This window comes from Streptomyces roseirectus (assembly GCF_014489635.1).
GTDB lineage: Bacteria > Actinomycetota > Actinomycetes > Streptomycetales > Streptomycetaceae > Streptomyces > Streptomyces roseirectus.
Window position 1 is genome coordinate 3,504,185 of the sequence record NZ_CP060828.1, and the last position, 26,144, is coordinate 3,530,328.

Annotated in this window: 22 protein-coding genes; 11 read left to right on the forward strand and 11 right to left on the reverse strand. The window is 71.9% G+C overall.

The features are described 5' to 3' along the window. Positions 1–682: 682 nt before the first annotated feature. The 4 genes from IAG44_RS14430 to IAG44_RS14445 all read right to left on the reverse strand — a co-directional run bounded on the left by IAG44_RS14430 (position 683) and on the right by IAG44_RS14445 (position 6,993). Positions 683–1,864 carry a glycosyltransferase gene (locus IAG44_RS14430; RefSeq protein WP_187747529.1) on the reverse strand — a complete coding sequence of 394 codons (1,182 nt, stop codon included), beginning with the start codon at positions 1,862–1,864 and terminating at the stop codon, positions 683–685. Further along, complete coding sequence (locus IAG44_RS14435; RefSeq protein ID WP_187747530.1) at positions 1,861–3,474, reverse strand: ArnT family glycosyltransferase; 1,614 nt, start codon at positions 3,472–3,474, stop codon at positions 1,861–1,863. Before IAG44_RS14435 ends, IAG44_RS14430 begins: the two co-directional genes overlap by 4 nt. Further along, on the reverse strand, positions 3,471–4,727 hold the full coding sequence (locus IAG44_RS14440) for a glycosyltransferase (protein ID WP_187747531.1): 1,257 nt from the start codon (positions 4,725–4,727) through the stop codon (positions 3,471–3,473). Before IAG44_RS14440 ends, IAG44_RS14435 begins: the two co-directional genes overlap by 4 nt. Before the next feature lie 238 nt (positions 4,728–4,965). Beyond that, the gene (locus IAG44_RS14445; RefSeq protein ID WP_187747532.1) at positions 4,966–6,993 is read right to left on the reverse strand and encodes a thioredoxin domain-containing protein; all 2,028 of its coding nucleotides are present in this window, start codon (positions 6,991–6,993) and stop codon (positions 4,966–4,968) included. Between the two features lie 161 nt (positions 6,994–7,154). On the opposite strand from IAG44_RS14445, the gene IAG44_RS14450 reads away from it, so the two are divergent. Beyond that, a complete protein-coding gene (locus tag IAG44_RS14450; RefSeq protein WP_187747533.1) occupies positions 7,155–8,144 on the forward strand; it encodes a trypsin-like serine peptidase in 990 nt (329 codons plus the stop codon). On the opposite strand, the gene IAG44_RS14455 is transcribed toward IAG44_RS14450, so the two are convergent. After that, on the reverse strand, positions 8,131–8,487 hold the full coding sequence (locus IAG44_RS14455; protein WP_187747534.1) for a hypothetical protein: 357 nt from the start codon (positions 8,485–8,487) through the stop codon (positions 8,131–8,133). The genes IAG44_RS14450 and IAG44_RS14455 overlap by 14 nt on opposite strands. Positions 8,488–8,715: 228 nt before the next feature. On the opposite strand from IAG44_RS14455, the gene IAG44_RS14460 reads away from it, so the two are divergent. The 4 genes from IAG44_RS14460 to IAG44_RS14475 are packed head-to-tail and all read left to right on the forward strand — an operon-like array spanning position 8,716 to position 16,320. Further along, positions 8,716–11,916, forward strand: coding sequence for a tetratricopeptide repeat protein (locus IAG44_RS14460; RefSeq protein ID WP_187747535.1), 3,201 nt, complete (start codon positions 8,716–8,718; stop codon positions 11,914–11,916). Positions 11,917–11,929: 13 nt separating this feature from the next. Beyond that, positions 11,930–14,122, forward strand: a complete 2,193-nt coding sequence (locus IAG44_RS14465) for a tetratricopeptide repeat protein (protein ID WP_187747536.1) — start codon at positions 11,930–11,932, stop codon at positions 14,120–14,122. A gap of 3 nt (positions 14,123–14,125) precedes the next feature. Further along, a complete protein-coding gene (locus tag IAG44_RS14470; RefSeq protein WP_187747537.1) occupies positions 14,126–15,373 on the forward strand; it encodes a CHAT domain-containing protein in 1,248 nt (415 codons plus the stop codon). Then, on the forward strand, positions 15,370–16,320 hold the full coding sequence (locus IAG44_RS14475; RefSeq protein WP_187747538.1) for an alpha/beta hydrolase family protein: 951 nt from the start codon (positions 15,370–15,372) through the stop codon (positions 16,318–16,320). Before IAG44_RS14470 ends, IAG44_RS14475 begins: the two co-directional genes overlap by 4 nt. A gap of 33 nt (positions 16,321–16,353) precedes the next feature. Here IAG44_RS14475 and IAG44_RS14480 read toward each other — a convergent pair whose 3' ends face one another. Next, positions 16,354–16,614, reverse strand: coding sequence for a hypothetical protein (locus IAG44_RS14480; protein WP_187747539.1), 261 nt, complete (start codon positions 16,612–16,614; stop codon positions 16,354–16,356). Then, positions 16,607–17,467 carry a mycothiol conjugate amidase Mca gene (mca, locus tag IAG44_RS14485; RefSeq protein ID WP_187752680.1) on the reverse strand — a complete coding sequence of 287 codons (861 nt, stop codon included), beginning with the start codon at positions 17,465–17,467 and terminating at the stop codon, positions 16,607–16,609. The genes IAG44_RS14480 and mca overlap by 8 nt, the downstream gene beginning before the upstream one ends. A gap of 193 nt (positions 17,468–17,660) precedes the next feature. On the opposite strand from mca, the gene IAG44_RS14490 reads away from it, so the two are divergent. Next, on the forward strand, positions 17,661–18,059 hold the full coding sequence (locus IAG44_RS14490; protein ID WP_187747540.1) for a DUF4307 domain-containing protein: 399 nt from the start codon (positions 17,661–17,663) through the stop codon (positions 18,057–18,059). Positions 18,060–18,200: 141 nt separating this feature from the next. Further along, on the forward strand, positions 18,201–18,701 hold the full coding sequence (gene greA, locus IAG44_RS14495; RefSeq protein WP_187747541.1) for a transcription elongation factor GreA: 501 nt from the start codon (positions 18,201–18,203) through the stop codon (positions 18,699–18,701). Positions 18,702–18,772: 71 nt separating this feature from the next. Here greA and IAG44_RS14500 read toward each other — a convergent pair whose 3' ends face one another. The 3 genes from IAG44_RS14500 to ilvA all read right to left on the reverse strand — a co-directional run bounded on the left by IAG44_RS14500 (position 18,773) and on the right by ilvA (position 22,078). Continuing rightward, positions 18,773–19,558, reverse strand: a complete 786-nt coding sequence (locus tag IAG44_RS14500; protein ID WP_246563996.1) for an ABC transporter permease — start codon at positions 19,556–19,558, stop codon at positions 18,773–18,775. A 92-nt stretch (positions 19,559–19,650) separates the two neighbouring features. Continuing rightward, positions 19,651–20,637 (reverse strand): ATP-binding cassette domain-containing protein, encoded by a 987-nt coding sequence (locus IAG44_RS14505; protein WP_187747542.1) that lies wholly within the window; start codon positions 20,635–20,637, stop codon positions 19,651–19,653. Between the two features lie 211 nt (positions 20,638–20,848). Beyond that, on the reverse strand, positions 20,849–22,078 hold the full coding sequence (ilvA, locus tag IAG44_RS14510; protein WP_187747543.1) for a threonine ammonia-lyase: 1,230 nt from the start codon (positions 22,076–22,078) through the stop codon (positions 20,849–20,851). 163 nt (positions 22,079–22,241) lie between these two features. Between ilvA and IAG44_RS14515 the strand changes: the two genes are divergently transcribed. The 3 genes from IAG44_RS14515 to IAG44_RS14525 all read left to right on the forward strand — a co-directional run bounded on the left by IAG44_RS14515 (position 22,242) and on the right by IAG44_RS14525 (position 23,517). Then, positions 22,242–22,748 (forward strand): MarR family winged helix-turn-helix transcriptional regulator, encoded by a 507-nt coding sequence (locus IAG44_RS14515; RefSeq protein WP_187752682.1) that lies wholly within the window; start codon positions 22,242–22,244, stop codon positions 22,746–22,748. Between the two features lie 71 nt (positions 22,749–22,819). Then, complete coding sequence (locus tag IAG44_RS14520) at positions 22,820–23,269, forward strand: sigma factor-like helix-turn-helix DNA-binding protein (protein WP_187747544.1); 450 nt, start codon at positions 22,820–22,822, stop codon at positions 23,267–23,269. After that, on the forward strand, positions 23,266–23,517 hold the full coding sequence (locus IAG44_RS14525) for a hypothetical protein (RefSeq protein WP_425508448.1): 252 nt from the start codon (positions 23,266–23,268) through the stop codon (positions 23,515–23,517). The genes IAG44_RS14520 and IAG44_RS14525 overlap by 4 nt, the downstream gene beginning before the upstream one ends. A gap of 22 nt (positions 23,518–23,539) precedes the next feature. Here the strand turns inward: IAG44_RS14525 and IAG44_RS14530 are convergent, their stop codons facing one another. Then, on the reverse strand, positions 23,540–24,694 hold the full coding sequence (locus tag IAG44_RS14530) for a cystathionine gamma-synthase (RefSeq protein ID WP_187747545.1): 1,155 nt from the start codon (positions 24,692–24,694) through the stop codon (positions 23,540–23,542). 123 nt (positions 24,695–24,817) lie between these two features. On the opposite strand from IAG44_RS14530, the gene IAG44_RS14535 reads away from it, so the two are divergent. After that, positions 24,818–25,936 (forward strand): hypothetical protein, encoded by a 1,119-nt coding sequence (locus tag IAG44_RS14535; RefSeq protein WP_187747546.1) that lies wholly within the window; start codon positions 24,818–24,820, stop codon positions 25,934–25,936. Positions 25,937–26,144: the final 208 nt, after the last annotated feature.

The window sequence follows — 26,144 nt, forward strand, 5'->3', positions numbered from 1 at the left end:
GGCCGGGCGGCCCCGCCGCGCCGACCGGCTCGCACGGCGACGCGGGCTTCGGCCGAACCGGCGATCGCAGCGCTCGGACGAACGCGGTCCGGACGGCTCCGCGCCACCCGACGGGAAGCCACCCCCCGGCACCGCGCGATGGTAAGGCCCCACCGGATGGTGCGGCAGCACGAAATCCGTACCCCGGCGAGACAACCGACTGAAGAACACCGCCGCACCGCACCGGAGCGCCGACACCGACGAACGACAGGAAAACATCCAAGCCACCGGGCCCCCGGCACCGCGCGATGGTGAGGCCCCGCCGGGTGGTGTGGTGGCGCGGAGTCCGTGCCCCGGTGGGACAGTCGGCTGAAGGGCACCGCCGCACCGGAGCGTCGGCGCCGGCGGGCGGCGGGCGGGTGTCCGAGTCGTCGGGCGCCGCACCGGCGCCGCGCGGAGTCGGCCGGCTCGGGGGCGCCGCCCCGGGTTGTGCCCCGCGTCGCGGTGGAGGGGGCCGGGCGGTGCGGCGCGCGGCCCGTGACGGTGCCGGTCGGGGCGGGCGCCCGTGCGGCGTCCTGGTGCGGTGGGCCGGATGCCCGTGGGAGCGGTGGCATCGTCCCTGGCCCGCGGGTTCCGGTGTGTGGACGCCGTGCGCCACTCGGCGGGACGCCGGCCCGCGATGCGCGACTCCGGCGCCCCGGCCTCACGCCGGCCCCTTCCCGCTCCCCCGCTTCCCCCGCTTCTTGCGCGGCAGGTACACCAGCGCCTCCGTCCCCGCGAACCGCAGCACGAACGTCGTCACCAGGGCGAGGGCGGTCGCGGAGAGCGCCCCCATGCCGAACCGGTGCACGAACAGGGCGATCAGGGGGATGCGGAGGACGAGGTCGGCGTTGGCCAGCAACGCGAACCTGCCGACCCGGTCCCACCACCGGCGGTGGGCGCGGCGGTCGCGGAAGAGGAGGTGTTCGATGAGGACGAAGTTCCAGGCCACGCCGAACTGGTTGGCGAGGATCTCGGCGGGGAGGTAGTGGAGGCCGGTGCGGGTGAGGGCCCAGAGCGCGAGGAGGTTGGGGAGGAAGCCGGTGAGGCCGATGAGGCCGAAGCCGATCATGCGGGCGACCGGGGACGCGGCGCGCAGGCCGAGGAGGTGGCGGAGGAAGCGGGCCCCCTCCGCGGCCGTCGACTTGGACTCGCCGGCGTAGCGGTCCTGGAAGACGAAGGGGACCTCGGCGACCCGCTCCGGCCTGCTGCGGACGGCGAGTTCGAGGAGGATCTTGTAGCCGAGGGGCTTGAGCGCGTCGGCGCTGACGGTGCTCCGGCGGATCGCGAAGAACCCGCTCATGGGGTCGCTGATGCGGTGCAGCCGGCGGGGGAAGAGGGACTTGGTGAGCCAGGTCGCCCCCTTGGAGACGGCGACCCGGTACCCCCCGGCGAGCCCGGCCCGGCTGCCGCCCTCGATGTACCGGGAGGCGACGACGAGTTCGGCCCCGGCCCGCTCCCCGGTGGCGACCAACTCCGGTACGAGGGACGGCGGATGCTGGCAGTCGCCGTCCATGACGACGACCCAGTCCGACCCGGCCGCCCGGATCCCCTCGACGACGGCCCCGCCGAGCCCGCCGACCGGTTCGTCCCGGTGCAGCACGGTCACCGGGAACGGGCAGTCCTTCGCGGCGTCCCGGATCACCTCGGGTGTGTCGTCCGTGGAGTCGTCGACGAAGACGACCTCGCAGGGCAGCCGCCTGGGCACGGACTCCCGGATCTGGCGCAGGAGTTGGCGCACGTTGGCGGACTCGTTGAAGGTGGGGACGACGATGGTGACGGCGCCGGGTTCGGGTACGTCGTCTTCCCTGATGTCCGGTACCGGCGCGGTGTACTCGTGGCTCAACGCTGGCCCCCGATACGGCGGATCTCGATGCGGTCGTCGCCGGCGCCGAAGACGGCGACGGGAGTGGAGTGGGTCAGCGCGGCCTTCACGGTGGGCAGGTCGCGCGCGTCCCGGCGTACGGTCGGCGAGGCGACGACGTAGTCGACGTCCTTCCAGCCGTTGGGGAGGGTCTTGGTGACCGCCGGGTCGAGGTCGGCCTTGTAGAACCAGATCGCCCCGAGCCCGGGTTCGTACCCGGCGTGGACGAGGTCGAGCCAGAGGGCGTCGTCGACGAGGACGCGGGTGCGCGCGGGGTCGTCCACCTCGCGCGCGAGCCAGGAAGAGGCGGACCGGTAGGGGCCGTTGGCGTCGGCGGTGACGGCGGTGCGGTCACCGTCGTACCAGCGCGGCACGACGTACACGGCGGCGGCGAGCGCGAGCCCGGCGGCGAGCGCGTACCGCGCGTCACGCACCCAGCGCCGCTCCCCCGGACGCCGCCCCTTGTGGACGACGGTGTGCGCGACCGACGCGACGGCCCCGGCGAGGACGAGCGCGAGGAACGGCAGCGCCTGGATGACGTACATCGCGGGCAGGTACCCGCCGGGCCGCAGCGCGACGGCCGCGAGGATCGCGACGGCGAGGGAGGGCCCGGCGAGCGCGCGGGCGGTGACGGACCAGCGCCAGGTGAGCAGGAGCAGCAGCGCGCCCGCGAGCCCGCCGACGATCAGGACGCGGTCGTAGTAGAGCCAGGACCGCAACACCCCGTGCGCACCGGACCCGTTGTCGAGGATGAACCCCGAACCGGGCCTGGTCATCTGGTACTTGACGCCGTCCCAGAGCGAGACGTGTCCGCTGCCCGGCAGCAACTCCCCTTTGAGGAGGGCGAAGAGGGGGTAGGAGACGCCGATCAGGACGCACGCGGTGACCGCGCCGGTGAGGGCGAACTTGCGGGTGTCGCGGTGGCTGTGCCGCCACATCGTGAGCAGCACGGCGGGCAGGACGAAGAGCATCGTCTCCTTGGTGAGGACGGCCGTCGCGGCGGCGATCCCGGCGCCGAAGTGGTGCCAGAGGTGGCGGCTCGGGGAGGCGGCCAGCGCGAACGCGAGGAGCGTCCACATGACCGCGAGGTTGTCGAGGAAGATCTCGCGCTGGAGGACGACGGACAGCGGCGAGAGCCCGAACAGGGCCATGCCGAGCCCGGCGGCCCAGCGGGGCAGGGAGAGCCGTCGTCCGAGGACGTAGAGCAGGACGGCGCTGGCGGCGGTGACCACGAGCATCACCGCGCGCATCGACCCGACGGTCATCGCGCCGGCGCTGAACGCCTTCGGGATCCAGGTGAGCAGGGCGAGTTGGAGCCAGCCGAGGGGCGGGTGGTCGTACCAGTAGGTGTAGTGGGCGAGCCCCTTGCCCTCCTGGACGGCCCACGCCTGCGCGAGGTAGGTGCCCTCGTCGTCGCTGAAGGTGGGGTAGGCGGCGATGTTCCAGCCCTGGACGGCGAGGATCGCGGTCAGCAGGGCGGCGCAGAGCAGCAGGTCGGGCCGGCGGGAGGGGCGTGCCGGGCGGGGTGCGGGCACGACGGTGTGTCGCGCGGTGACCTTCGGGGCGGTCACCGCGGGGAGGGTGGAGGTCACGCGGGGACGTCCTCTCGGGTGGTCAGGTGCGCGCCGGTGTGCTCGGTCAACTCCCATTCGTTGCGCCCGCGTTGCTCGCGCCAGACGGCACGGATCGCGGCGCCCGCGAGGAGGACCTGGTAGAAGGGGCCGCCCACGACGAGCTTGACGTAGTGGACGAACCGCACGCGCAGGCCGTACTGCTTGCCGAAGTCGTGCAGCCCGACGAGTTCGAAGACGAAGGTGACGAGCGCGGTGACGGCCGGCAGGAAGGTGACGAAGGCGATGCCGACGGGGACGTCGAGGAAGAGCGCGATGGCCACGTTCAGCGGGATGACGACGCCGGAGGCGGCCTGGAGGAACGGGGTCATGAGGGTGTAGCGGGCGAGCAACCGCTGTCCGAAGCCGGGGAGTTGCTTCCAGTCCTTCTTCCGGTAGACCTGAAGGAACCCCTGGTTCCAGCGAGTTCGCTGTTTGAGCAGCGACATGAGCGTGCCCGGGGTCTCCTCGCGGGTGACCATGTCGGAGTCGTAGGCGACGACGACCTTCTTGCCGACGGAGGAGAGCCGCACACCCAAGTCGCAGTCCTCGGCAAGGCAGTTGGAGTCCCAGCCGCCGGCTTCCCGCAGGGTGTCGGTGCGGACGAAGACGGTGTTGCCGCCGAGCGGGATGAACCCCTTCTGCGCGTGCAGGTGGAGGCGGGAGCGGAACCAGAAGAAATACTCCAGGCAGTTGCGCAGGCTGTACCAGCTGGAGTGGAAGTTGATGAGCTGGACGCCGCCCTGGACGACGTCGGCGCCGGTGGTGCGGAAGGCGTGGTCGACGTGGGCGAGGAGTTCGGGGTGGACCTGGTCCTCGGCGTCGAAGACCCCGACGACGCTGCCGCGGCAGTGCGGGAGCGCCGTGTTCATCGCCTTCGGCTTGTTCTTCTTCTCGTGGGTGTCGACGACGACGCGGACGCGCGGGTCGCGGGCGGCGGCGCGCTCGGCGACCTCGGTGGTCTCGGGGTCGTCGTGGCCGACGATCACGATGATCTCGAAGTCGGTGTGGCTCGACTCCAGGAGGCGGCGGATGGTGTGGTCGAGGACGGCCTGCTCGTGCCGGGCGGGCAACAGCAGGGAGAACGAGGTGTGTTGAGCCCCGTCCGGTTGTCCGAAACGGGTGGCGGCGAGCACTTCCGGCGTGCGCCAGGCGTGCATCTGCCACCAGAGGGTGAAGGCCGCCATCCCGAACAGGGCCAGCGAGACGGCGGATATGAAGACGGACGTGAACAAGAAAAGATCCCCCCAGATCTCAGGGCCCCCTGTCGCGACAGCGCGTCACGCGGGTCGCGTCATGTGCTGAGGCTAAGTGGAAACTGTGAACCCGGGGAGGTCTTCCGATAAATAGCTTGTTTCGGAACTGACTTGTTCTTGCCTGCCCATATCAGGACATGTGCTCACGCTTTTGACCATAAATGATCAAGAGGTGTGACCGTTCTCTCAGGTCAGCCCAGGTCGGCTCGGGTCGGCCTCAGGTCAGCGAGGCCCGCAGCCGGTCGGGGTCGGTCGTCGGGAGGTCGCACGTGAAGTTGCGGCAGACGTACGCCGTGGGTTCACTTCCCGAAAGATGGCGGTCCACGATCAAGGGAAACTCGTCACTGTCCGTCACACCGTAGGCCACGACCGCGCCGGGAGCGGTGGCCAGAAGTGCTCGCCGGTGCAGTTCCTTTCCGGCCGGATTGGCCAACTCCGGTGTCACGACGGCGACTTCGCGCGGTCCGTCGAGCAGTGCCTCGGCGGCGGCCAGGCCCCAGCCGATGAAGCGGGGGACGCGCGGGCCGAGCGCCTTCACGACGCCGAGGGCCTTCTCGGCGGCGGCGCGGTGGGGTGCGGCGCCGGTGTGGGCCGCGTACGACAGGAGCGCGGAGGCCGCCGCCGTCCACCCGGAGGGGGCCGCGTTGTCGGTGGGGTCCTGGGGGCGCCGGATGAGCTGTTCCGCGTCGGACGCCGTGTCGTACAGGTCGCCCGTCTCCGGGTCGGTGAAGCGGGCCAGGACGTGGTCGAGGAGGAGCCCCGCGAAGTCCAGCCACACGCCCTCACCGGTCACGGACGCGAGCGCGAGGAAGCCCTCGGCGACATCGCCGTAGTCCTCCAGTACTCCCGCGTTGGTACCGGCCTGGCCGTCCTTGCTGGTGCGGGAGAGGTGGGCGCGGTCGTCCAGGTGGACGCGGACGACGAGGTCGGCGGCGGCGACGGCGGCCTCGACCAGGTCGGGGCGGTCGAAGTAGGCGCCGGTCTCGGCGAGCGCGGCGACCGCGAGGCCGTTCCAGGCGGCGACGACCTTGTCGTCCCGGCCGGGCGCGGGGCGCTCGGCACGCTTCGCCAGCAGGAGGCGCCGGATGCGCTCGACCCGGTCGGCGTCGAAAACGCCCTCGGTCTGCGGGAGTTGGAGGACGGAGGCGCCGTGCTCGAAGGTGCCCTCCTCGGTGACGCCGAAGTACTGGGCGGCCAAGTCGGCGTCCGGGCCCAGGGTTTCGCGCAACTGTTCGGGCGTCCACACGTAGTACGCGCCCTCCACGTGCTTGCCGGTGCCGTCGTCACTGTCGGCGTCCAGCGCGGACGCGAAACCGCCCTCGGGGGTGCGCAGTTCGCGGACCATGAAGTCGGCGGTCTCCAGCGCGACGCGGCGGGCCAGTTCCGAGCCGGTGGAGCGCCACAGGTGGGCGTACACACGGCACAGCAGGGCGTTGTCATAGAGCATCTTCTCGAAGTGGGGCACGATCCACTCCCGGTCCACCGAGTACCGCGCGAAACCGCCCCCGAGCTGGTCATAGATCCCGCCCCGGGCCATCCGCTCACAGGTGTCCACGGCCATCTGCAGCGCGCCCTCCGCGCCGGTCCGCGCGTGATGCCGCAGCAGGAACTCGACGACCATGGACGGCGGGAACTTGGGCGCACCCCCAAAGCCGCCCCGTTGCGGGTCGTACTCCCTGGTCAGCCCCAGCAGCGCCGCGGCCGGCTCCTCCTCCCCCGGCGGCCTCTGATCCCCGAACGACAGCTCCCGCTCCCCCAGATCCCGCACGATCCGCCCCGCGACCTCCGCGACCTCCTCCCGCCGCCCCTCCCACGCCACCCGCACCCCTTCCAGCACCTGCCGGAACGACGGCGACCCATGCCTGGGCTCCGGCGGAAAATACGTCCCGAAATAAAACGGCTCCGCATCCGGCGTCAGAAACACCGTCATCGGCCACCCACCCTGCCCCGTCGCCGCCTGCACCGCCTCCATGTACACCGCGTCCACATCCGGACGCTCCTCACGGTCCACCTTCACACTCACGAAGTGCTCATTGAGGAAGTCGGCGGTCTCCTGATCCTCGAAGGACTCGTGCGCCATCACATGGCACCAGTGACAGCTCGAATACCCCACGCTCAGCAGCACCGGCCGGTCCACCCGCCGCGCCTCCTCGAACGCCTCCCTCGACCAGGGCCACCAGTCGACCGGGTTGTCGGCGTGCTGCAGCAGATACGGCGAGGTCTCGTTCACGAGGCGGTTCGACATGGGTCCATCCTCGCGCACGAGGGGGACGGCGGGGGTGCGCGGCGCAGTCGTACCGCCTGCCGCGGTCCGGTCAGCCCGTGCTTACACTTGCCGATTCGATGACCTCTCCAAGACGGGAAGACCTCCTCTTGCGTTTCAGACATGGATGGATCCCGGTTGTGGTGTTCGGCCTGAGTGTGGGGGCGCTCGGTGGGGGGCCGGCGGCTGCGGAGGCCGGTGGGGCGCAGGGGCAGCGGGTGTTGCGGGAGGAGGAGCGGTACTGGACGGCGGACCGGATGGCGGACGCTGTTCCGGCCGGTGGGGCGCCGGTGGTGCATGGTGGGCCGCGGGCCCATGTCGACGCCGGTGTGACCGCTGTGCGCAAGCCGCCGCCCGGGACCCCGGCCCCCGTACGCTTCGCGGGGCATCCGACGGTGGGGACGTTCTTCTTCGACAGCAAGCCGCTGGGCGGCAGGAGCACGTTCTGTACGGGCAGCGTCGTCCACACGGCCGCCAGGGACATCGTCCTGACGGCCGGACACTGCGCGGTGAGTCTGACGAGGGCCACGCACCGGGTCTTCGTGCCGAAGTACGTGAGCGGAAGGCCCGCCTCCGGTCAGCCGTACGGTGTCTTCCCGGTCACCCGGCTCTACATCGACCCCCGCTATGTGGCGAACACGAAGAAGGCGGTCTCCGATCTGGACCTGGCGTTCGCGCAGACCGGCCCGAACAGCCGGGGCAAGCGGGTGGAGGACGTGACGGGAGCCCTGACGTTCGCGCCGGCCACCGGGTACACCCACCGTGTCACCGTCCTCGGCTACCCCAGCGCCGAGAGCGTCAACCCCCGTCACAGCCTGGTCCGTTGCCCCGTCACCACCAAGCGGCTGACGGGGTATCAGCAGCTCAGCATGGCCTGCACCGGCTTCTACGGCGGCGTCTCCGGCGGGCCCTGGATCGAGGGCTACGACCCCGTCAAGGGCACCGGCAAGGTCATCGGCAGCACCGGCGGCTACAACGGCGGCGGCAACGACACCAACGACCACTGGGTGACGTACGCGCCGCTCTACGGCAAGGACGCCCAGGCCCTGTTCAACGACGCCGCAGCCCACCGCGCCGTGGCTCCGAGGCCGCCTTACCGCCCGTCGGCGCCCAAGCCCCTCACACCCCGCTGAGCAGCAGCGACGCCAGCACGAACTGACCGACCCACTGCACCGCGAGCGCGCCGTACCTGACGCCCGGCGCCTTGGCGCGCGGCCACACCAGCGCGGCGATCCCGGCGGCCGTCGCGAGGAGGAAGAGGGAGGGGAGCGCGCCGTCGGGCAGGGTGGAGCAGCCGACGCCGTTCATCAGGCACTGGGTGCCCCGCTCGGTGGCGAGGTGCGCGAGGTAGCTCAGGACGGTCATGGGGAGCAGGAGGCCGAGGCCCCAGCCGGCGAGGATGCTGACGTGGCGGTCGGTGGCGGTGTCCATGGGCCTATTCCAGCGTCCGGCGGGGCTGCGGTGATCGGCGGACATGCTCAACTTCCCTGAGTACACGCTCTCTGAGTACACGCACGCACCCTCACGCTCGTACTCCCCCTCACCCCCGCACGCGCCCTCGCCCCCTCAAACCCGTGCGCCCCCTGTTTGCCGCATCCCGGCAAGGAGTTGTGACAGGACGGTGCCAGTCCGCCCCTTCGCATCCGGCCGCCCCCACCGCACACTTGACCAAGGGCAGCTGTTGCCGCCGGAGGGGGACGGGACATGCGGGACAGTCATCGGGTGGAGGCCGAACGGTTGGTGGTTCGGGCCGTCGAGGAGGAGGTACGGCGCTCGGGGGGCCGTACGGACGGAAAGGTGCTGCTGGGCAGGGCACGCGCCGCGCTGGACGCGATGGCGCAGACCGCCGGCGCGGAGTACGAGGCGTACACGCGCGCACTGAACGAGGCCGAGGCCGCGCACATGAGCTTCGGGAAGCGGTACGCCGAGGAGGGCGGCCGAACTCCCTTGCTGGTGGCGGGGGTCGCCGCGATCACGACGACCGTCGCCGACCTCGCGCTGGGGACGGGGACGGGGACGGCGCTGGGCGCGGGCCTCGCCGTCGGGGTGGTCGGCGCCGCGGCGACGGTCGTGAAGGTCGCCGGCACGCATCTACCGGCCGCGCACAGAAGGGCCGGTGCCGCCGGACAGCCGGGCGGCGCCGAGCAGTTGAGGCTCCAGTGGCTGACGGCGCTGGAGGTGCGCGGCATCCGCCCGTTCCTCGACCAGCAGCGTGTGCTGAGCGCGTCGACCGGCCCGAAGCAGCCCGGCCCCAAGCTGCTGGGCGCCGACAAGAGCGCCGCCGCCCGGGGCCGTACGCTGCTGGAGCAGTCGTACGCCCAACTCCCCGAGGCGACGGGCGTGTTCGCGGGCCGGCGGCAGGAGCTGGCGAAGATCAGGCAGTGGGTCCAGGCGGGCCGCGCGAGCACCCGCACCCGCCCGACGGTGGTCGTCCTGCACGGCGAACCCGGCACCGGACGCACGACGCTCGCGGTCCGCGCGGCACACGATCTGCGCGACCAGTTCCGGGGCGCCTGCGTCGTCGACCTGCGCGGCGGTTCGGACGAGGCCCCGCTGTCGACGCGTGACGCGCTGCTGCACCTCCTCAACCGGCTCGGCGCACCCCGCGAACAACTCCTGTTCCGGGAGCGCTCGTCGGCGGACCAGCAGGTGAAGCGGCTGAGCGAGCTGTACTACCAGCACCTCACCAAGCTCCCGGTCACCGTCATCCTCGACGACGCCAGTGATCCGGCCCAGGTCCGCGCCCTGATCCCGGAGCGCTCGGACAGCCTGATCCTGGTGACGTCCCGCTCCCCGCTCCCCCTGCCCGCCGAACTCGGCGCCTGGGTCCACGAGTTGCCCGTCCGCCCGCTGGAGGCGGCCGGCGCCGAGGAACTGCTCGCCGCCACCGCGCAGGACAGCACGGGCCCCTACGACGCGGAGGCCACCGACCAGCTCCTCGACCTGTGCGACGGACTGCCGCTGGCACTGCGCGTCGCCGGCTCCGCGCTCGGCCCGCGCACCCCCCGCCAACTGGCCCAGGAACTCGCCGCGTACGGCCCCGTAGCGCCCACGGACCGTGCCCTGTGGCTGCGTTACACCGACCAGCCCGAGCAGACCCGTCGCCTGCTGCGCCGTCTCGCGCTCGCCGGACGCGCCTCGCTGGGGGCCGCCGCGGCGGCCGCGCTGCTCGCCACGGACCGCTCCGAAGCGGCCCGTCTGCTGGGCGAGTTGGCGCGCGCCGGGCTCGTCGACCGGGTGCGCGGCGACCGTTTCCGGCTGCACGACGTCGTCCGCGCGTTCGCCGCCGCCCGCCTCCACGACGAGGAGGACAGCCACGAACTCGCCGCCGCCAAGGAGCGGTTGATCGTCAGCTACTCCGAACTCGCCGATTCGGTGCTGCGGTTGGTGGACGGCAACATGTCCACCCGCTCCGACCGGTTCAGCCCGCACGGTTTCACCTCCCTCGACGAGGCGTTGCGCTGGCTCGACGACGAGACCAGCTTCATCACCGCGACGCTGCGGCACACCGACGGCGTCGACCGGGCGGCCGTGCTCAACCTGCTGGGCGCGCTGTGCGACTACTGCCTGCTGCGCGGCGACCTCTACCGGCTCGGTGAGATCAGCGAGTTGGCCCAGTCCATCGACCAGAGCCTGCTCGTGCGGTCCGTGCAGTGGCGCACCGGCATCGCCGCGCGGCAGCTCGGCGAGCTGGACAAGGCGCGCACGACACTGACGTCCGTCGTCGACCTGTACCTCCAGTCCCATCACGACGCCGGGGCGGCCCGCGCGCTGTGCTCGCTCGGGATCACCCTCCACCACCAGGGCAACCTGATCGAGGCGGCGGTGAAGCTGCGCGAAGCCCTCGACCTCCAGCAGGCGCCGGAGCTGGCGACGGACCGGGCGTGGACGCTGCACGCGCTGGCCGCCGTCGAACGGGACCGGGCGCGGCTGCCGGAGGCGCTGGAACTGCTCACGCAGTCGCTGGTGCTGCACCGGCGGGGCGGGTCCGTCCACGGAGAGGCGTGGGCGCACTACCAGTTGGGCCAGCTGAACCTGCGGCGCGGTGAACTCGACGCGGCCGTCGAGGAGTTGAACCGGGCGCTCGAACTGTACGGCCGCACCAGGGATTCCCGGGGCGAGGCGTGGGCGCTCACCCAGCTCGCCCGCGCCCGCCTCATCGACGGGGACGCCTCCCTCGCCGTCGAGGAGCTACGGGCGGCCGCCGCCCGGCACCGGGAGAACGAGGACGCGCGGGGCGAGGCGTGGACCGTCTACTACCTCGGGCTCGCCCTGGAGGAGACCGGTCAACTCGATCGTTCCGTCCGCGAGTTGGAGCGTTCCCGGACCATGTTCTCCCGGATGCGGGACGTGTACGGGCTCGCCTGCGCGCGGCACCAGTCCGCCCGTGTCACCCGCGACCAGCGGGCCGCGCAGACCGGGTCGCTGCGCAACTCCGGGTTCGCCCGGCAGCTCCTCGTCGACGCCCGCGCCGACTTCCAGCGCATCGGCGTCGCCCACGGCGAGGCGTGGACCTGCCTCGAACTCGCCGTCGTCGACGCGGGCAACGCCCGTACCGCGCAGGCGCTTTCGCTGTGCGACGAGGCGATCTCCCTGTTCGCGTCCTACGGGGACCGGCGAGGCGAGGACTGGGCCCGCTTCCTGCGCTGCACGCTCCTGCCGTACGCCTCGCCCGGCGGGGTCGAGGTCGGGACCGCCGTCGCCCAGGAGGAACTGCTCCAACTCGGGCGCGAAGGGCACGCGTTGCGGGACGAGAAGCTTGCCGACTTCGTCGAGGCGTACGGGCTCGCGCTGGAACGGGGGGTGAACCTGGAGGCCGGCTGGCAGGCTTGGCGCCTGCGGATGGTGCCGGGGCGGCATGCGCGGGAAGTCATGGGGGTGACGGTGTCGGCACAGGCGGCTTGAGGGGGGGGCGGGCATGGACGGTGAGGAGCTGGTCCGGCGCCGGTTCGTGGTGCTGGAGGGCGAGTTGAGCGACGTCCGGCTGCCCGCCGGGGCGACGGTGATCCGCGTCGAGGACATCGGGGTGTCCGAGCCGCCGGAGGTGACGTTGCTGCGGCTGCTGGGGGCGGAGGGGTTGCGGGGGCGGGTGGGTGAGGAGGAGATGGAGCAACTGGTGGGCTCGGGGGCGGAGTTCACGGAGCGGGTGGTGGAGCTGTGCGAGCGGGTGCTGCGGGGCGCTCCCGAGGACACGGTCCTGCTCTTCGACGGGGCGAGGCGGCCCCTGATCGACGTCGTACGGGCGCTGGCGGAGCGTACGGGGGTGGCGGTGCTGGCGGTCATCGCGCCCGCGCCGAGACTCCTCGGGCCCGTACAGGCGGACCGGCCGCGGACGTTGGCCGTCCTGGTGGCGACCGGCCCGCTCTTCCTGCCCTTCGGGCTGTTCCACGGCTCCCTGATGAGTTCCGCCCTCGAACTGCTCGACGCCGACCTCGCGTACGTGGTGGACGACGACGGCATCCGGCTGCGCGGGGCGGCTGCCGAGGTCGTCCGGGGCCGGCCGTCCGAGGGGGTCCGCGCCCAGACGATCGCCGTGCTCACCGAACTGCTGCGCACGCTGGGCCCCGGCTCGGTCGACCGGTACCCGTGGACGTACGTCCAGCTCGCCGGACGGCTCCACGCCCTCTCCCGGAGCAACGAGACCAAGACCCTGATCCGGTCCCTGGCCGAGGAGTTGGAGCGGGGGCGGCGGACACTGGAGCTGACGGCGCTGCGCCGGTACGCCGGTTCACCGCCCGTCGCCGTCCCGAGGCTGAGCCTCGCCATGGAGAAGCGGGAGCGCGGTCAACTCCGGGCCGCTGAAGCCCAGTTGTCCGCCATCCCCGAACGCCGCCCCGCCGACGGCTGGTTGCTGCACACCCGCGCCGCCGTCGCCTGCGACAAGGGCGACCTGCGCGGGGTGGGCCCGCTGCTGCGGCGCGCGATCGAGGCGCACCAGGTCGCCGGGGACCTGCGCGGTGAGGCGTGGGCGATGCTGCACTACGGGCGCTGGCGGCTGCTGAGCGGGGACTTCGACGAGGGGGAGAAGGTGATCGACGCCGCGCGGGTGGCGTTCCAGGACGCCGCCGACTTCGCGGGGGTGACATGGGCGGAGACCGAACAGCAGCGCCTGGCCCTGCTGTTGGCCGTCAGCGGGCTCGGCGGAAGCGTGACGCGCCCCAGGGAGCAGCCGCCCAGCAGTATGAGGAGCCGGCGCGCCCATGCCTGGCACGCCCTGTTCCACTCCGTCGCGCACGGTTCTCACCAGGGGCTCTGGGCCCGGTACATCACCCCGGACCTGTTGTGCGTGGCCTGGGTGAACCACTGCAGGGCCCTGCGGCTCTGGCCCTCCTCGACGCGCCGCGCCTCCGACCTGGTCGACGGCAGCATCTCCGAACTCTCCAAGAACCTCACCGAGTTCACCCGCCTCGGCTGCCCCCACGGCGAAGCCTGGACCTCCCTCGAACTCGCCGTCCGCACCTCCCTCCCGAACTCCTTCGCCAACGCCCGCACCCGTTTCGCGGACATCGGCGACGAGGCCGGCCTCGCCTGGACCACCCTCGCCCAGGCCCTCGCGAACAACGAGGACCCACCCCCCGAGGCCCTGCGGGAACTCGCCCGCCGCTACTCGCCCGCACTCCTCGCCGCCACCGAATGGCCTTGGGAGCACGGCCGTTTCCGCATCCCGTTCGCGGCGCGTCTCATGATCCCGGAGCCCCGTTACGAGCACGCCGAACTCCGCCTGCCCACAACGGAGTCGCACGTCCGTCTCACCCTGCACGACGACACCGTCCCGACCCGCCTGACCCTCCAGGTGATCCCGGGCCCTCGCCACCCGTGGTCCACGGCCCCCACCCTCCCGTGGCTGTCGGCACGGGCCACCCCCCTCACCCCGGCCGACGTGGAGCCGGAGCACGCCGTGACGGTCAGACCGGGCCCCGCCGACGACACGGACGCGGGCGCGGAGTTCCGGTTCACGCCGCGCAGGCCGGGCCGGCACCGCGTCCGCTTCACGGTGGAGCACCAGCTGACCGGCACGGTCCTGCAGGAGGTGGAGACGGAGTTCGACGTCACGGACACGACGGCGGCCGGTCTGACCGGCACCACCCCGACCGCCCTGCGGAGGCCGTGACCGGTGCCGAAGGAACTCCCTCTGCGCGTCACCCAGGACCCGAGCCACGGCTTCACGCGGCACCCGGCGCCGACGATCCGCCACCCTGACCTGGTCCTCACCCTGGACACGTACGCGGGTGACCACATCAGGGCCCGCGCGTACGGCACGGCGCTGCCGCCGTCCCCGCACGAGTACACGGCCCGCCTGGACGTCTCCCCGGCGGCGATCCGCGCCAGCGCGGCACGTCTGCGGACGCTGTGGAAGAAGGAGTTGGTCGCGTACGAGCCCGTCGACGCGCACGGCATCCCGGCGGGCGCCCCGTACGCGACCCGCACGGACCTGACCGACGAGTCCGAACTCGCGGGCATCCTGGAGGAGTTGGCGGAGCAGGGCGCCTACCTGCTGTGGCGGGAACTCCTCGGCGCGGGCGGCCGGGGCGCGGACCGGCTGCGGGCGGTCGTCCAGGGCGCGCTGGACAGCGAGAAGCCACTGCGGATCCGGATCGACTCGGCACTGTTCCTGCCGTGGCCGATGCTGGCCCTCCCGGCTCCGGACGCGGACCCGTTGCACCGTTTCCTGGGCTACCGCCACCAGTTGGAGCAGACGGGCGGCAGCTACGCCGACTTCCCCGACGAGGCCGAGCCCCAACTCGCCCCGCCCGTCCCGGTGGTGAGCCTGAACCATGACAGGAACATCGACCCGGACGGCCGGACGCGGGCGGCGGACGTGGCGGCGGCGCTGGCCGAGGGGACGGTGTGCGTGGAGCGTTCGCGCCGGGACGAGTTCCTGGCGGCGCTCAAGTCGGGCCGGTTGGACGACCAGTTGATGTACTTCTGGTGCCACGGCAGGTTCGAGGCGGCGCAGGACGCGGGTGAGCCGCTGCTCGTCGTCAGGCTGACGGACAGTCAGGACATCGACGCGCACACGGTGTTGGCGCGGCACCGGGCGGGTCTGCTGCCGCACCGGCCGCTCGTGCTGTTCAACGCGTGTTACGCGGGGCTGCCCGGCGGGGCCGATCTCACCTATCTGGGCGGGGCGTTGATCGCGGCGGGCGCGGGCGGGGTGCTGGGCCCGCAGATCGAGATGCCGCAGGTGTTCGCGGCGGAGTACGCGTACGCGTTCGTCACCCGCTACCTGGGCGGCACCGACACGGCCGGGGAGATCGCCCACACGCTGGCCCGGCACTTCGCGGACGCGTTCCGCAACCCCCTGGGTCTCGCGTACGCGTTGCACTGCGGGATGGACCGGCGACTGGAGCGGGCGGCGTGAGGATCGTGGACCTGGACGAGCGGGGCTGGCTGGTGCGGCCGGACGGGCGCCCGGTGCCCGCCGCGCGCCTCGGCGAGTACTTCGCGGAGCACCTGGTGCCGCCCGAGGGGGCGACGGACATCGTGGTGTACGTGCACGGCTGGCAGACGTCGGCGGAGGCGGCGCAGTCGGCCGTCCGGCGGCTCATGGGGCTGGTGGACGGCCGGATCGGCGCGTGTCCGCAGGCGTATCCGAGGGGTTTTACGCCGTGGCCGGTGCTGGTGCGGTGGCCGTCGCGCTCGCTGCCGTCGCTCGGCGGGTACCGCAGGATCCGGGAGCGGGCGCACGCGATGTCGCGGGAGGGGTTCGCGGGGCGGGTGCTGGGGTCGCTGCTGGGCTATCTGGACGCGCGGCGGGGCGATCCGGCGTCGAGGGTGCTGCGGACGCGGGGCGGGCAGTATCTGCACCTCGTCGGGCACTCGTTCGGCTGCCGGTTCCTGTGCGAGGCGGTGCTGTGGGCGGCCGGGGGGCCGCCGACGCTGGGCTGGAGCATGCCGGGGCCGGTGGGGCGGCCGTTCACCGTGGACTCGATGCTGCTGTTGCAGATGGCCGCGCCGCGCGACGCGTTCGCGACGGCGTTCGGGGCGCTCGGCACGGCACCGCTGCACGGCCCGGTCGTCGCGACGTACTCGCACCACGACCGGGCCACCGGTTTCTGGCATGTGCGCGCCGAGCATCGGGCGGGCGTCGGGTACGCCGGGATCGGCACCGCGCCCGCGCCGGTGTCGTCGATCCGGATGCGGGCCTGTGACGACCCGTATCCGGCCGGTGAGCTGGATCACCGGTTCGTCAGTGTCGACGCGAGCGAGGTGTTCACGCGGGGCCGGGGACCGGCGGGGGCGCACTCCGACCATCTGCGGCCGGAGACGGCCCATCTGCTGCTGTCGCTGGCCGCGGGCGCCCGGTGATTCAGCCCTTGATCAGCTCTTGGCCAGCTCTGGTCAGCCCTTGTCGGCGGACGGCTCCGAGGCGGCCTCGGCCTTCGCGGAACCGGCCTTCGCGGAACCGGTCTCCGGTTCCTTGAAGTCGACCCTGCTCATGTGCTTGTTCATCGACTTCATCAGGGCCCACACCGCCAGCGCCATGACGGCGAAGACGATGAAACCGAGGACGCCGGGGGTGACCTTGTTCTCGTCGACCTCCTTGGCGAGGGGGACGAGATGCGTCATTGCCAGGCTCACGCTTGCGCTCATGTCAGGCATTGTCGCGGATGCCCGCAAAGAGGTCGTCCTCGGGGATGGAACTGTCGACGAGGGACTTCGCCAGCTCGTACTCCTCGGTCGGCCACACCTCCTTCTGGATGTCCATCGGGACGCGGAACCAGCCGCCGTCCGGGTCGATCTGCGTGGCGTGCGCCAGCAGGGCCTTGTCGCGGATCTCGTAGTACTCGGCGCACGGGATGTGCGTGGTCAGGACGCGCTCGACGCGCTCGAACTCGTCCCACCGCTTCAGCCACTCCTCGTACGGGGACTCCATGCCGCGGGCGATCATCGCGTCGTGGAGCGCCTGGGTGCGGGGGCGGTTGAAGCCCTGGTTGTAGTAGAGCTTCTGCGGCTGGAACGCCGGGCCGTACTCGGACTCGGGGTACTTCTCGGTGTCCGCCGCCGCCTCGAAGGCGATCATCGAGATCTTGTGGGTCATGATGTGGTCGGGGTGCGGGTAGCCGCCGTTCTCGTCGTAGGTGGTGATCACTTGTGGACGGAACGAACGGATCTTGCGGACGAGTTCCCCGGCGGCCTTCTCTTCGTCCTCAAGGGCGAAGCAGCCCTCGGGGAGCGGGGGCAGCGGGTCGCCCTCGGGGAGGCCGGAGTCGACGAAGCCGAGCCATTCCTGCTTGACGCCCAGGATCTCGCGGGCCTCGTCCATCTCCTTCTTGCGCACCTCGTGGATGTGCTCCTCGATGTACGTGTCGCCCTGGAGCTTCGGGTTGAGGATGGAGCCGCGCTCCCCGCCCGTGCAGGTCACCACAAGGACGTCCACCCCCTCGGCCACGTACTTCGCCATGGTGGCCGCGCCCTTGCTCGACTCGTCGTCGGGGTGGGCGTGGACGGCCATCAGTCGCAGCTGGTCAGTCAAGACTCATCCTCAGTCGGTCGGCACCCCGGTCGCCTGGGGTGCATTCATGTGGGACCACGCCCCCGTGGGACCCCGTGGGAACGTCGTCGAGGGGCGGTGGTCGCGCTCTCGCGGGGGGCTTCTATAGTGACCGAATCGGGGGACGAATTGTTCCGGGGCCCGGAGGACCGACATGAGTACGGCAAGTGCGCGCACGCCCGAGGGGCGGTACGGCCGTACGTCGGACGCGCGGGCCGATCACCGGCTGAAGATTCTCGGCGGGGTCCTCGGGGTGCTGTTCCTCGGGCTGATCGGCTGGTTCGGCTGGCACTACGTCGGTGAGAACGAGATCAGCGGTGAGCTGATCGCCTTCCAGGTCTCCGACGACTCCGTGCAGGTCCACCTGGAGGTCCGCAAGGACTCCGGGGCGAGCGGCTACTGCACGGTGCGCTCGCAGGCCGAGAACGGCGCCGAGGTCGGGCGCGCGGACTTCCGCTTCTCCGGTTCGGACACGCGGATCGACAAGGTCGTCACGCTGCGGACGACGTCGCGGGGGACGACGGCCGAGCTGCTGGGGTGCCACCCCTCCTGAGCCGGGTCTGTGTCCGCCGGTGACTTTTGTCCTCCCCCTTCCGGCGTCGAATTGTTAGGCTCGTGGTTTCGCCCGTCCCTGAAGGAACATGCTTCGGGGTAGGGCGATGCTTTGTATTCCCAGTACCGACGAGGAGCACCTGTGACCCAGACCAGCGAGAACGTCACCTGGCTGACCCAGGAGGCGTACAACAAGCTCAAGGATGAGCTTGCGCACCTTACTGGTCCCGCGCGCACGGAGATCGCCGCGAAGATCGCGGCCGCGCGCGAGGAAGGTGACCTGCGCGAGAACGGCGGGTACCACGCGGCCAAGGAGGAGCAGGGCAAGCAGGAGCTTCGCGTGCGCCAGCTCACGCAGCTGCTGGAGAACGCGCAGGTCGGCGAGGCCCCGCGGTCGGCGGACGGCACCGTCGCCCCCGGCATGGTCGTCACCATCGCCTTCGACGGCGACGAGGACGACACCCTGGAGTTCCTGCTGGCCTCCCGCGAATACGCGAGCGCCGACATCGAGACGTACTCGCCCCAGTCGCCCCTGGGCTCCGGCGTCATCGGCCACAAGGTCGGGGAGGACGCCGAGTACGAGCTGCCCAACGGGAAGAAGGCCGCGGTCCGCATCCTGAAGGCGGAGCCGTACAACGGCTGACGCCGTCCCCCTCATCGCCCCCGACAGCCCCCGGCGCCCGCACGACGCCGGGGGCTTCGTCATGTGCGCGCTCACGCCGTCGCCGAGCGGTACTTGCGGACCGCGAGGGTGCGGAAGACGAGGACGATGAGGACGGAGTAGATGACGGAGGCCCACACGGGGTGCTGCATGGGCCAGGCGTCGGAGTGCGAGAGGCCGGGGTCGCCGAAGAGCTGACGGCACGCCTGGACCGTCGCGCTGAAGGGGTTCCACTCGGCGATGTGGCGCAGCCAGGGCGTCATCTGGCCGGAGTCGACGAACGCGTTGGAGATGAAGGTGACCGGGAAGAGCCAGATCAGGCCCCCGGAGGTGGCCGCCTCGGGCGTGCGCACGGAGAGCCCGATCAGCGCGCCGATCCAGGTGAAGGCGTAGCCCAGCAGGAGCAGGAGCCCGAACCCGCCGAGGATCTTGCCGATGTTGGTGGGCTGCGCGGTGCCGAGCCGCCAGCCGACGAGGAGGGCGACGACGGCGAGGACGACCAGGGTCAGCGCGGTCTGGACGAGGTCGGCGACGGTCCGCCCGGTGAGTACCGCGCCGCGCGCCATCGGCAGTGACCTGAACCGGTCGATGAGCCCCTTGTGCATGTCGTCGGCGATGCCCGCGCCGGCGCCCGCGGTCGCGAAGGTCACGGTCTGCGCGAAGATCCCGGCCATCAGGAAGTTCTTGTAGACGTCGGGGTCGGTGCTGTTGCCGATCTTCATGGAGCCGCCGAAGACGTAGGCGAACAGGACGACGAACATGACGGGCTGGATGACGCCGAAGAGGACCATCTCGGGGATGCGGGACATCCGGATGAGGTTGCGCTTGGCGACGATCATCGAGTCCCGGAAGGACTGCACGGCGGGGTGGGGCGGGGCGGGGACGACGTGCGTGTCGGTGGGGGTGGTGCCGGTGGTGCTGCGGCTGGTGGTCATTTCGCGGCCCTGCCCTTCTTCTCGGTGCCCGCCTCGTCCTGCTCCTCGGCGACGTGGCCCGTCAGGGAGAGGAAGACGTCGTCGAGGGTGGGCCGGCGCAGCCCGATGTCGTCGATCTCGATGCCCCGCGTGTCGAGTTCGCGGATGATCTCGGCGAGGAGTTTGGCGCCGCCGGTGACGGGGACGGTGAGCCTGCGGGTGTGCTCCTCGATGGTGACGGAGCCCTTGCCGGAGGCGGCGAGGAGTTCGGCGGCGGCGGACATGCGCCCCCGGTCGTGGACGACGACCTCGACGCGCTCGCCCCCGGTGCGCGCCTTGAGCTGGTCGGAGGTGCCGCGCGCGATGACGCGGCCGTGGTCGACGACGGCGATGTCGTGGGCGAGCTGGTCGGCCTCCTCCAGGTACTGCGTGGTGAGCAGGAGCGTCGTGCCGCCGGAGACGAGGTTCTTGATGACGTCCCACAGGAGCAGGCGGTTGCGGGGGTCGAGGCCGGTCGTCGGCTCGTCCATGAACATCACCGGCGGGGAGACGACGAGGGCCGCGGCGAGGTCGAGGCGGCGGCGCATGCCGCCGGAGTAGGTCTTGGCGGTGCGGTCGGCGGCGTCCGCGAGGTCGAAGCGGTCGAGGAGTTCGGCGGCGCGGTCCTTCGCCTGCCGGGCCGTCATCTGGTAGAGGCGGCCGACCATGACCAGGTTCTCGCGGCCGGTGAGGTATTCGTCGACCGCGGCGAACTGGCCGGAGAGGCCGATGGCTCGGCGTACCTCGTTGGGCTGCTTGACGACGTCGAGGCCGGCGACGACCGCGCGGCCGCTGTCGGGGCGGAGCAGGGTGGTCAGGCAGCGCACGGCGGTGGTCTTGCCCGCGCCGTTGGGCCCGAGCAGGCCCAGGACCGTGCCCTCCGGGACGTCGAGGTCGACGCCGTCGAGGGCTTTGACGTCACCGAAGGTCTTCACGAGTCCTTCGGCGTAGATGGCACCCGGCATTGGGCTCTCCACGTCTTCGGGGGTTCTTCGGATCGTGCGGTTCGTGCCTTGCGAGAAGCGTAGGTTCGTGGCTCGCGGCTCGCCCGGCAAACGTTCGAGCGGCGTGCGACTCACCATAACGCGATGTATCGCGTCTCTCAACACACTTCACCCTTGCGGGTGAGGGGGCCTTGCGTGAGCCGGGATTTCCCGACGGTTCCGGCTCGGTCTCCTACTCGATGACGGTGTAGCCCGCGTCCCGCAGGGCCCGCCCGACCTCGGTGCAGTGGGCCGGGCCCTTCGTCTCCAGGTGGAGTTCGACCTCGGCCTCGGCCAGCCCGAGCCGCGGGTCGGTACGGACGTGGCTGACGTCGAGGACGTTCGCGTCGGCCCCCGACAGCACCCCGAGCAGCGTGGCGAGGGCGCCGGGGCGGTCCGTGAGCCGCAGTCGTACGGCGAGGTATCGGCCCTGTGCCGCCATTCCGTGCCGCAGGACGCGTTGCATCAGCACCGGGTCGACGTTCCCGCCCGACAGGACCGCGACGACCGGCCCCTCGAACGCGCCGGGCTCGCTCAGCAGCGCCGCGACGGGGCTCGCGCCCGCCGGTTCGACGACCAGCTTGGCCCGCTCGAGACACAGCAGCAGGGCCGCCGACAGCGCGTCCTCGGAGACCGTGCGCACCTCGTCGACCAGGTCGCGCACGAGCGCGAACGGCACGTCGCCGGGGCGGCCGACCCGGATGCCGTCGGCCATCGTCAGCGTAGAGCGCACCGATACCGGCCGCCCGGCTTCGAGCGACGGCGGGTACGCGGCGGCACCGGCCGCCTGGACGCCGACGATCCGCACGTCGGGGCGCAGCGCCTTCACGGCGACCGCGATCCCGGCGGCGAGCCCGCCCCCGCCGATGCCGACGACGATCGTCCGCACCTCGGGGCACTGCTCCAGGATCTCCAGGCCGACCGTGCCCTGACCTGCGATGACGTCCGGGTGGTCGAAGGGGTGGATGAACACCGCGCCCGTCTCGGCGGCGTACTCCTGGGCCGCGGCCAGCGTCTCGTCGACCACCTGGCCGTGCAGGCGGACCTCCGCGCCGTACTCGCGGGTCGCGCTGATCTTGGGCAGCGGGGCGCCCTGCGGCATGAACACCGTCGCGTGCACGCCGAGCAGCGCCGAGGCCAGGGCGACGCCCTGCGCGTGGTTGCCGGCGCTCGCGGCGACGACCCCGGCGGCGCGCTCCTCCGGGAGGAGACCGGCGATGCGCACGTACGCGCCGCGCAGCTTGAAGGAGCCCGTGCGCTGAAGGTTCTCGCACTTCAGGTGGACGGGGGCGCCGACGAGCTGGGTGAGGTGCCGGCTGCCTTCCATGGCCGTCGCGCGGGCCACGCCCGAGAGCATCTTCTGGGCGCCCCGGACGTCGTCCAGGGTGACGGGCCGAAAGGAGTCAGCCGTGCGGTAGCTCATGACTCAAGCATCGCAGTTCACAGGCGGGAACGGGTCGTCCGACCGAGGCGCGGAACGGGTTTGCGCAGCGCCGGTACGGCTGCCCGCCCGGCCGCGTACCCTGTCCCCCAACCCAGCACCCCCATGATGGAGCGAGCCCCCGGCCATGCCCACAACACCTGAAATGTCGATGGACATGACGACCGTCGGTGACACCGGTCTTCTCGACGCCCTCCAGCACGAGGTCGCCCTCTTCGCCCGCCGCGCGGAACAGACGCGGCTCGGGGGCGTGGGCCAGGTCCGCAACTCCATGGACCGTGCGGCCTACCTGCTGCTCAACCGCCTCGACAAAGAGGGACCGATGGGCGTGAAGGCGCTCGCCGCGAGCATGGGCATCGACTCCTCGACGGTCACCCGTCAGGTCGCGCCCCTGGTCGACACCGGCCTGGTCAAGCGGACCTCGCACCCGGAGGACGGGCGTGCGGTGGTCCTCCAGCTGTCCCCGCGCGGCAAGTCCCGTCTGGAGGAGGTGCGTTCCTCGCGCCGCCAACTGATGGACGAGCTGACGCAGGACTGGCAGCCCGCCGAGCGCGAGGCGTTCTGCTCCCTCCTGACGCGCTTCAACACCGCGCTCTCCGCGCGCATGTCCCCGCAGGGGATGGCGGGGGCCGAGCCCGCGCAGGAGTCCTGAGCACGGGGGTTGACCGGCGGGGGTCCGCTGTCCTCAGATGAGGCGGTCGGGACCGTCGGGGGAGGTGCGGGGTGCGGGAGTTCGAGGTGTTCGTGGCGGCGGCCGGGGGGCGCCTGCTGTGGACGGCCACGCTGATCACCGGTGAGGTCGCGGACGACAATCCACGCGCGCGGAGACTGCTGGCGCTCGCGCTGGCGCGTACGTACGCGTACTGGGACCGCGTCCAGGGCGGCGACCCCTACGACCACGCGCGCGGGCAGCTCGCCACCCGTTTCGTGCACTCCGCCTGGCGCCACCACGCTACCCATCCGGACTCGCCGCTGGCCCGGCTGAGCCCCCAGGAGCGGCTGGTGCTGGTGCTGCGGCACCACGAGGGCGTCGCCGAGGAGCAGATCGCCGCCCTCCTGGGCCTGTCCCCCGAGCGCGCCCGCGCGATCTGCCACCGCGCCACGACGAACCTCCTGCACGCGCCGCGCGGGCCCGCGCCCGCGGTGTCGGGGGCGAAGGCGGTGCCGTCGTGAGCGCCCGCTCGAACCGGGAGCTGACCGTGGCCCGGCTGATGCGGGGGCCGACGCTCGTGGTGCCGCCCGAGGTGACGGCGGAGGCCGTGCGCAGGGGCGCGCGGCTGCTGCGGTGGCGCAGGGTGCTGCGCCGGGTGCTGTGGACGGTTCTGTTCGCGGCGGCCGTCGCGTTCGCCGTGTGGGCCGCGCTGGCGCACCCGTGGGTGGCGCCGCCGTCGGAGACGACGCCACCCGTCACGGGCTGGTGAGTCAGGCGAGGGCCTGCGTGAGTCAGGCGAGGGCCTGCTTCAGGTCCTCCAGCAGGTCCTCGACGTTCTCGATGCCGACGGACAGGCGCACGAGGTCGGCGGGGACCTCCAGCGCGGACCCGGCAGCGGACGCGTGCGTCATGCGGCCCGGGTGCTCGATCAGGGACTCGACGCCGCCCAGGGACTCGCCCAGGGTGAACACCTTCGCGCGGTTGCAGACCTCGACAGCCGCCTCCTCGCCGCCGGTGACCTGGAAGGACACCATGCCGCCGAACGACCGCATCTGCTTGGCGGCGACCTCGTGCCCCGGGTGGTCGGGCAGGCCGGGGTAGAGGACGTTCGTCACGCGCGCGTGGCGGGTCAGCATGTCGGCGACCTTCGTCGCGTTCTCGCTGTGCCGGTCCATGCGCACGGACAGCGTCTTCGCGCCGCGCAGCACCAGCCAGGAGTCGAAGGGCCCGGCGACCGCGCCCATCGCGTTCTGGTGGTAGGCCAGTTCCTCGCCCAGCGCCTCGTCGGCGGTGACCAGGGCGCCGCCGACGACGTCGGAGTGGCCGCCCATGTACTTCGTCAGGGAGTGCACGACGACGTCCGCGCCGAGCGCCAGCGGCTGCTGGAGGTAGGGCGTGGCGAAGGTGTTGTCGACGACCAGGCGCGCGCCCGCGTCGTGGGCGATCTGGGCGACGGCCGCGATGTCGGTGATGCCGAGGAGCGGGTTGGAGGGGGTCTCCACCCACACGGCCTTGGTCTTCGGGGTGATCGCGGCGCGCACGGCGGCCGGGTCGCTGGTGTCGGCGACCGACCATTCGACGCCCCAGCGGGCGACGACCTTCGCGAACAGCCGGAACGTGCCGCCGTACGCGTCGTTCGGGATGACCACGTGGTCGCCCGGGGCGAGGAGCGTGCGCAGCAGGCAGTCCTCGGCCGCCAGCCCCGACGCGAACGCGAGTCCCCGGCGGCCGCCCTCCAGCGCCGCCAGGTTCTCCTCCAGGGCGGTCCTCGTCGGGTTGGCGCTGCGGCTGTACTCGTAGCCGCCCCGCAGGCCGCCGACGCCGTCCTGCTTGTAGGTCGAGACCTGGTAGATCGGCGGTACGACCGCCCCGGTGAGGGGGTCCGCCGTGTTGCCCGCGTGGATGGCGAGCGTCTCGAAGTGCTGACTGATGTGCCTGTCGCTCATGGGTTCCGAGGGTAGTGCGCCGGGGGCGGTGGTGCGGCACGGGTTTCCACAGGCTGGGAAGTTGTCCACAGGCCGGAGGGAGGGGGTTGGCCTTTTGTCGGTGGGTTCTGGTTCGCTTGAGGCATGGAGATTCTGTTCGTCCTGATCGGGGCGCTGCTGCTGAGCTTCGTTCTGCTGCCGTATCTGCGGCGCAGGCGGGGCGGGATCGAGCTGGTCCAGCCGGGGCACCCGGACGCGGCGGACCCCGCGGACTACGGCTTCGTCCGCGAGGAGGAGCTGGACGTCCGGATGCCGGGCCCCGACCGGGACCTGGTGGACGTGCTGGACGTGGTCCAGCGCTCGCAGGAGTACCGCGCGGCACAGCAGTTGCTGGCGGGCACCGAGAAGGACGGCGAGGTCCGCTGGCAGCGGGTGCAGGCGTTCGCGGGGGCGGCGGCGCTGGAGCTCCAGCAGCGGCCGGGCGGGGTGAGCGACAACCCCGGCGGGCAGTGGCTGCGCGTGTGGCGGGCCGAGCAGCCGAAGGACGCGGGGGGCGCGGCGGTGCACGCCGAGTTCCTGGTGCAGCAGGCGTGGCGGACGTCCGCGCCGGGGACCGACGACTTCCGGATCATCATGGAGGAGGCGAAGGAGGCGTGCGGGCAGGCGGCGCTGCTCTCCCCCGGTGACCCGGTCCCCTACCTCGTCGAGCTGTCCATCGCGCGCGGGCTGAACTATTCGCGCGAGGAGTTCGAGCAGCTGTGGCTGAAGATCCTCGACCGCGCCCCGAACCACATGGGCGCGCATCTGGCGGCCCTGCACTACTGGTGCGAGAAGTGGCACGGCTCGCGTGAACTCGCCCAGTCCTTCGCGGAGGCCGCCGCCGCCCGCGCGCCCCAGGGTTCGCTGCTCTCGGCGATGCCCCTGTTCGCGGTCTTCGAGCACCTGCCCGAGGTCAACCTGGTGCGCGGCTTCTACCAGAGCGAGGTCGTCTCCAAGGCGATCCACGGCGCCCTGCACGCCGTGCACTCCGCGCGCCGCGACGACCCGATGCTCGCCCACGTCCGCCACCTCCTCGTCTTCTTCCTCGTCCGCAGCGAGCGCTGGGCCGAGGCGATGAACCAGCTCGTCCACGTCGACGGCCACGTGGGCGCCCTCCCCTGGACCCTCTCCGAGGACCCGGCCGGAGAGTTCGCGGTGTACCGGGCGCTGGCGGTCGCGGGGTACGAGGCGAACGGGGGGAGTCCGGCGACGTTGCAGGCGTGAGGGTGGGGCGCGGACGGCGCCGGGTACGCGGCCGCTTCTCCTGACGGCCCCTCCGCCGGCCCCTCTGACGCCCCTCGCGCACGACACCTTGAAATTGTCAGGAACATTCCACCCTTACCGGACCCCGGGATTGCCCATCTGACCTGCGCCGATGGATAATCCGCTGCCCCCCACTTCCACTGGACGGCCCGACCAGGCCGCCCGGTCT

Excerpts from the sequence above, each read along its gene's own strand:
- IAG44_RS14490 (WP_187747540.1), top strand. The coding sequence starts at position 17,661 with ATGAGTACGGCAAGTGCGCGCACGCCCGAGGGGCGGTACGGCCGTACG.
- IAG44_RS14515 (WP_187752682.1), top strand. The coding sequence starts at position 22,242 with ATGTCGATGGACATGACGACCGTCGGTGACACCGGTCTTCTCGACGCC.
- IAG44_RS14505 (WP_187747542.1), bottom strand. The coding sequence starts at position 20,637 with ATGCCGGGTGCCATCTACGCCGAAGGACTCGTGAAGACCTTCGGTGAC.
- IAG44_RS14480 (WP_187747539.1), bottom strand. The coding sequence starts at position 16,614 with ATGCCTGACATGAGCGCAAGCGTGAGCCTGGCAATGACGCATCTCGTC.
- IAG44_RS14535 (WP_187747546.1), top strand. The coding sequence starts at position 24,818 with ATGGAGATTCTGTTCGTCCTGATCGGGGCGCTGCTGCTGAGCTTCGTT.
- IAG44_RS14465 (WP_187747536.1), top strand. The coding sequence starts at position 11,930 with ATGGACGGTGAGGAGCTGGTCCGGCGCCGGTTCGTGGTGCTGGAGGGC.
- IAG44_RS14455 (WP_187747534.1), bottom strand. The coding sequence starts at position 8,487 with ATGTCCGCCGATCACCGCAGCCCCGCCGGACGCTGGAATAGGCCCATG.
- ilvA (WP_187747543.1), bottom strand. The coding sequence starts at position 22,078 with ATGAGCTACCGCACGGCTGACTCCTTTCGGCCCGTCACCCTGGACGAC.
- IAG44_RS14460 (WP_187747535.1), top strand. The coding sequence starts at position 8,716 with ATGCGGGACAGTCATCGGGTGGAGGCCGAACGGTTGGTGGTTCGGGCC.
- IAG44_RS14445 (WP_187747532.1), bottom strand. The coding sequence starts at position 6,993 with ATGTCGAACCGCCTCGTGAACGAGACCTCGCCGTATCTGCTGCAGCAC.
- IAG44_RS14530 (WP_187747545.1), bottom strand. The coding sequence starts at position 24,694 with ATGAGCGACAGGCACATCAGTCAGCACTTCGAGACGCTCGCCATCCAC.
- IAG44_RS14500 (WP_246563996.1), bottom strand. The coding sequence starts at position 19,558 with ATGATCGTCGCCAAGCGCAACCTCATCCGGATGTCCCGCATCCCCGAG.
- mca (WP_187752680.1), bottom strand. The coding sequence starts at position 17,467 with ATGGCCGTCCACGCCCACCCCGACGACGAGTCGAGCAAGGGCGCGGCC.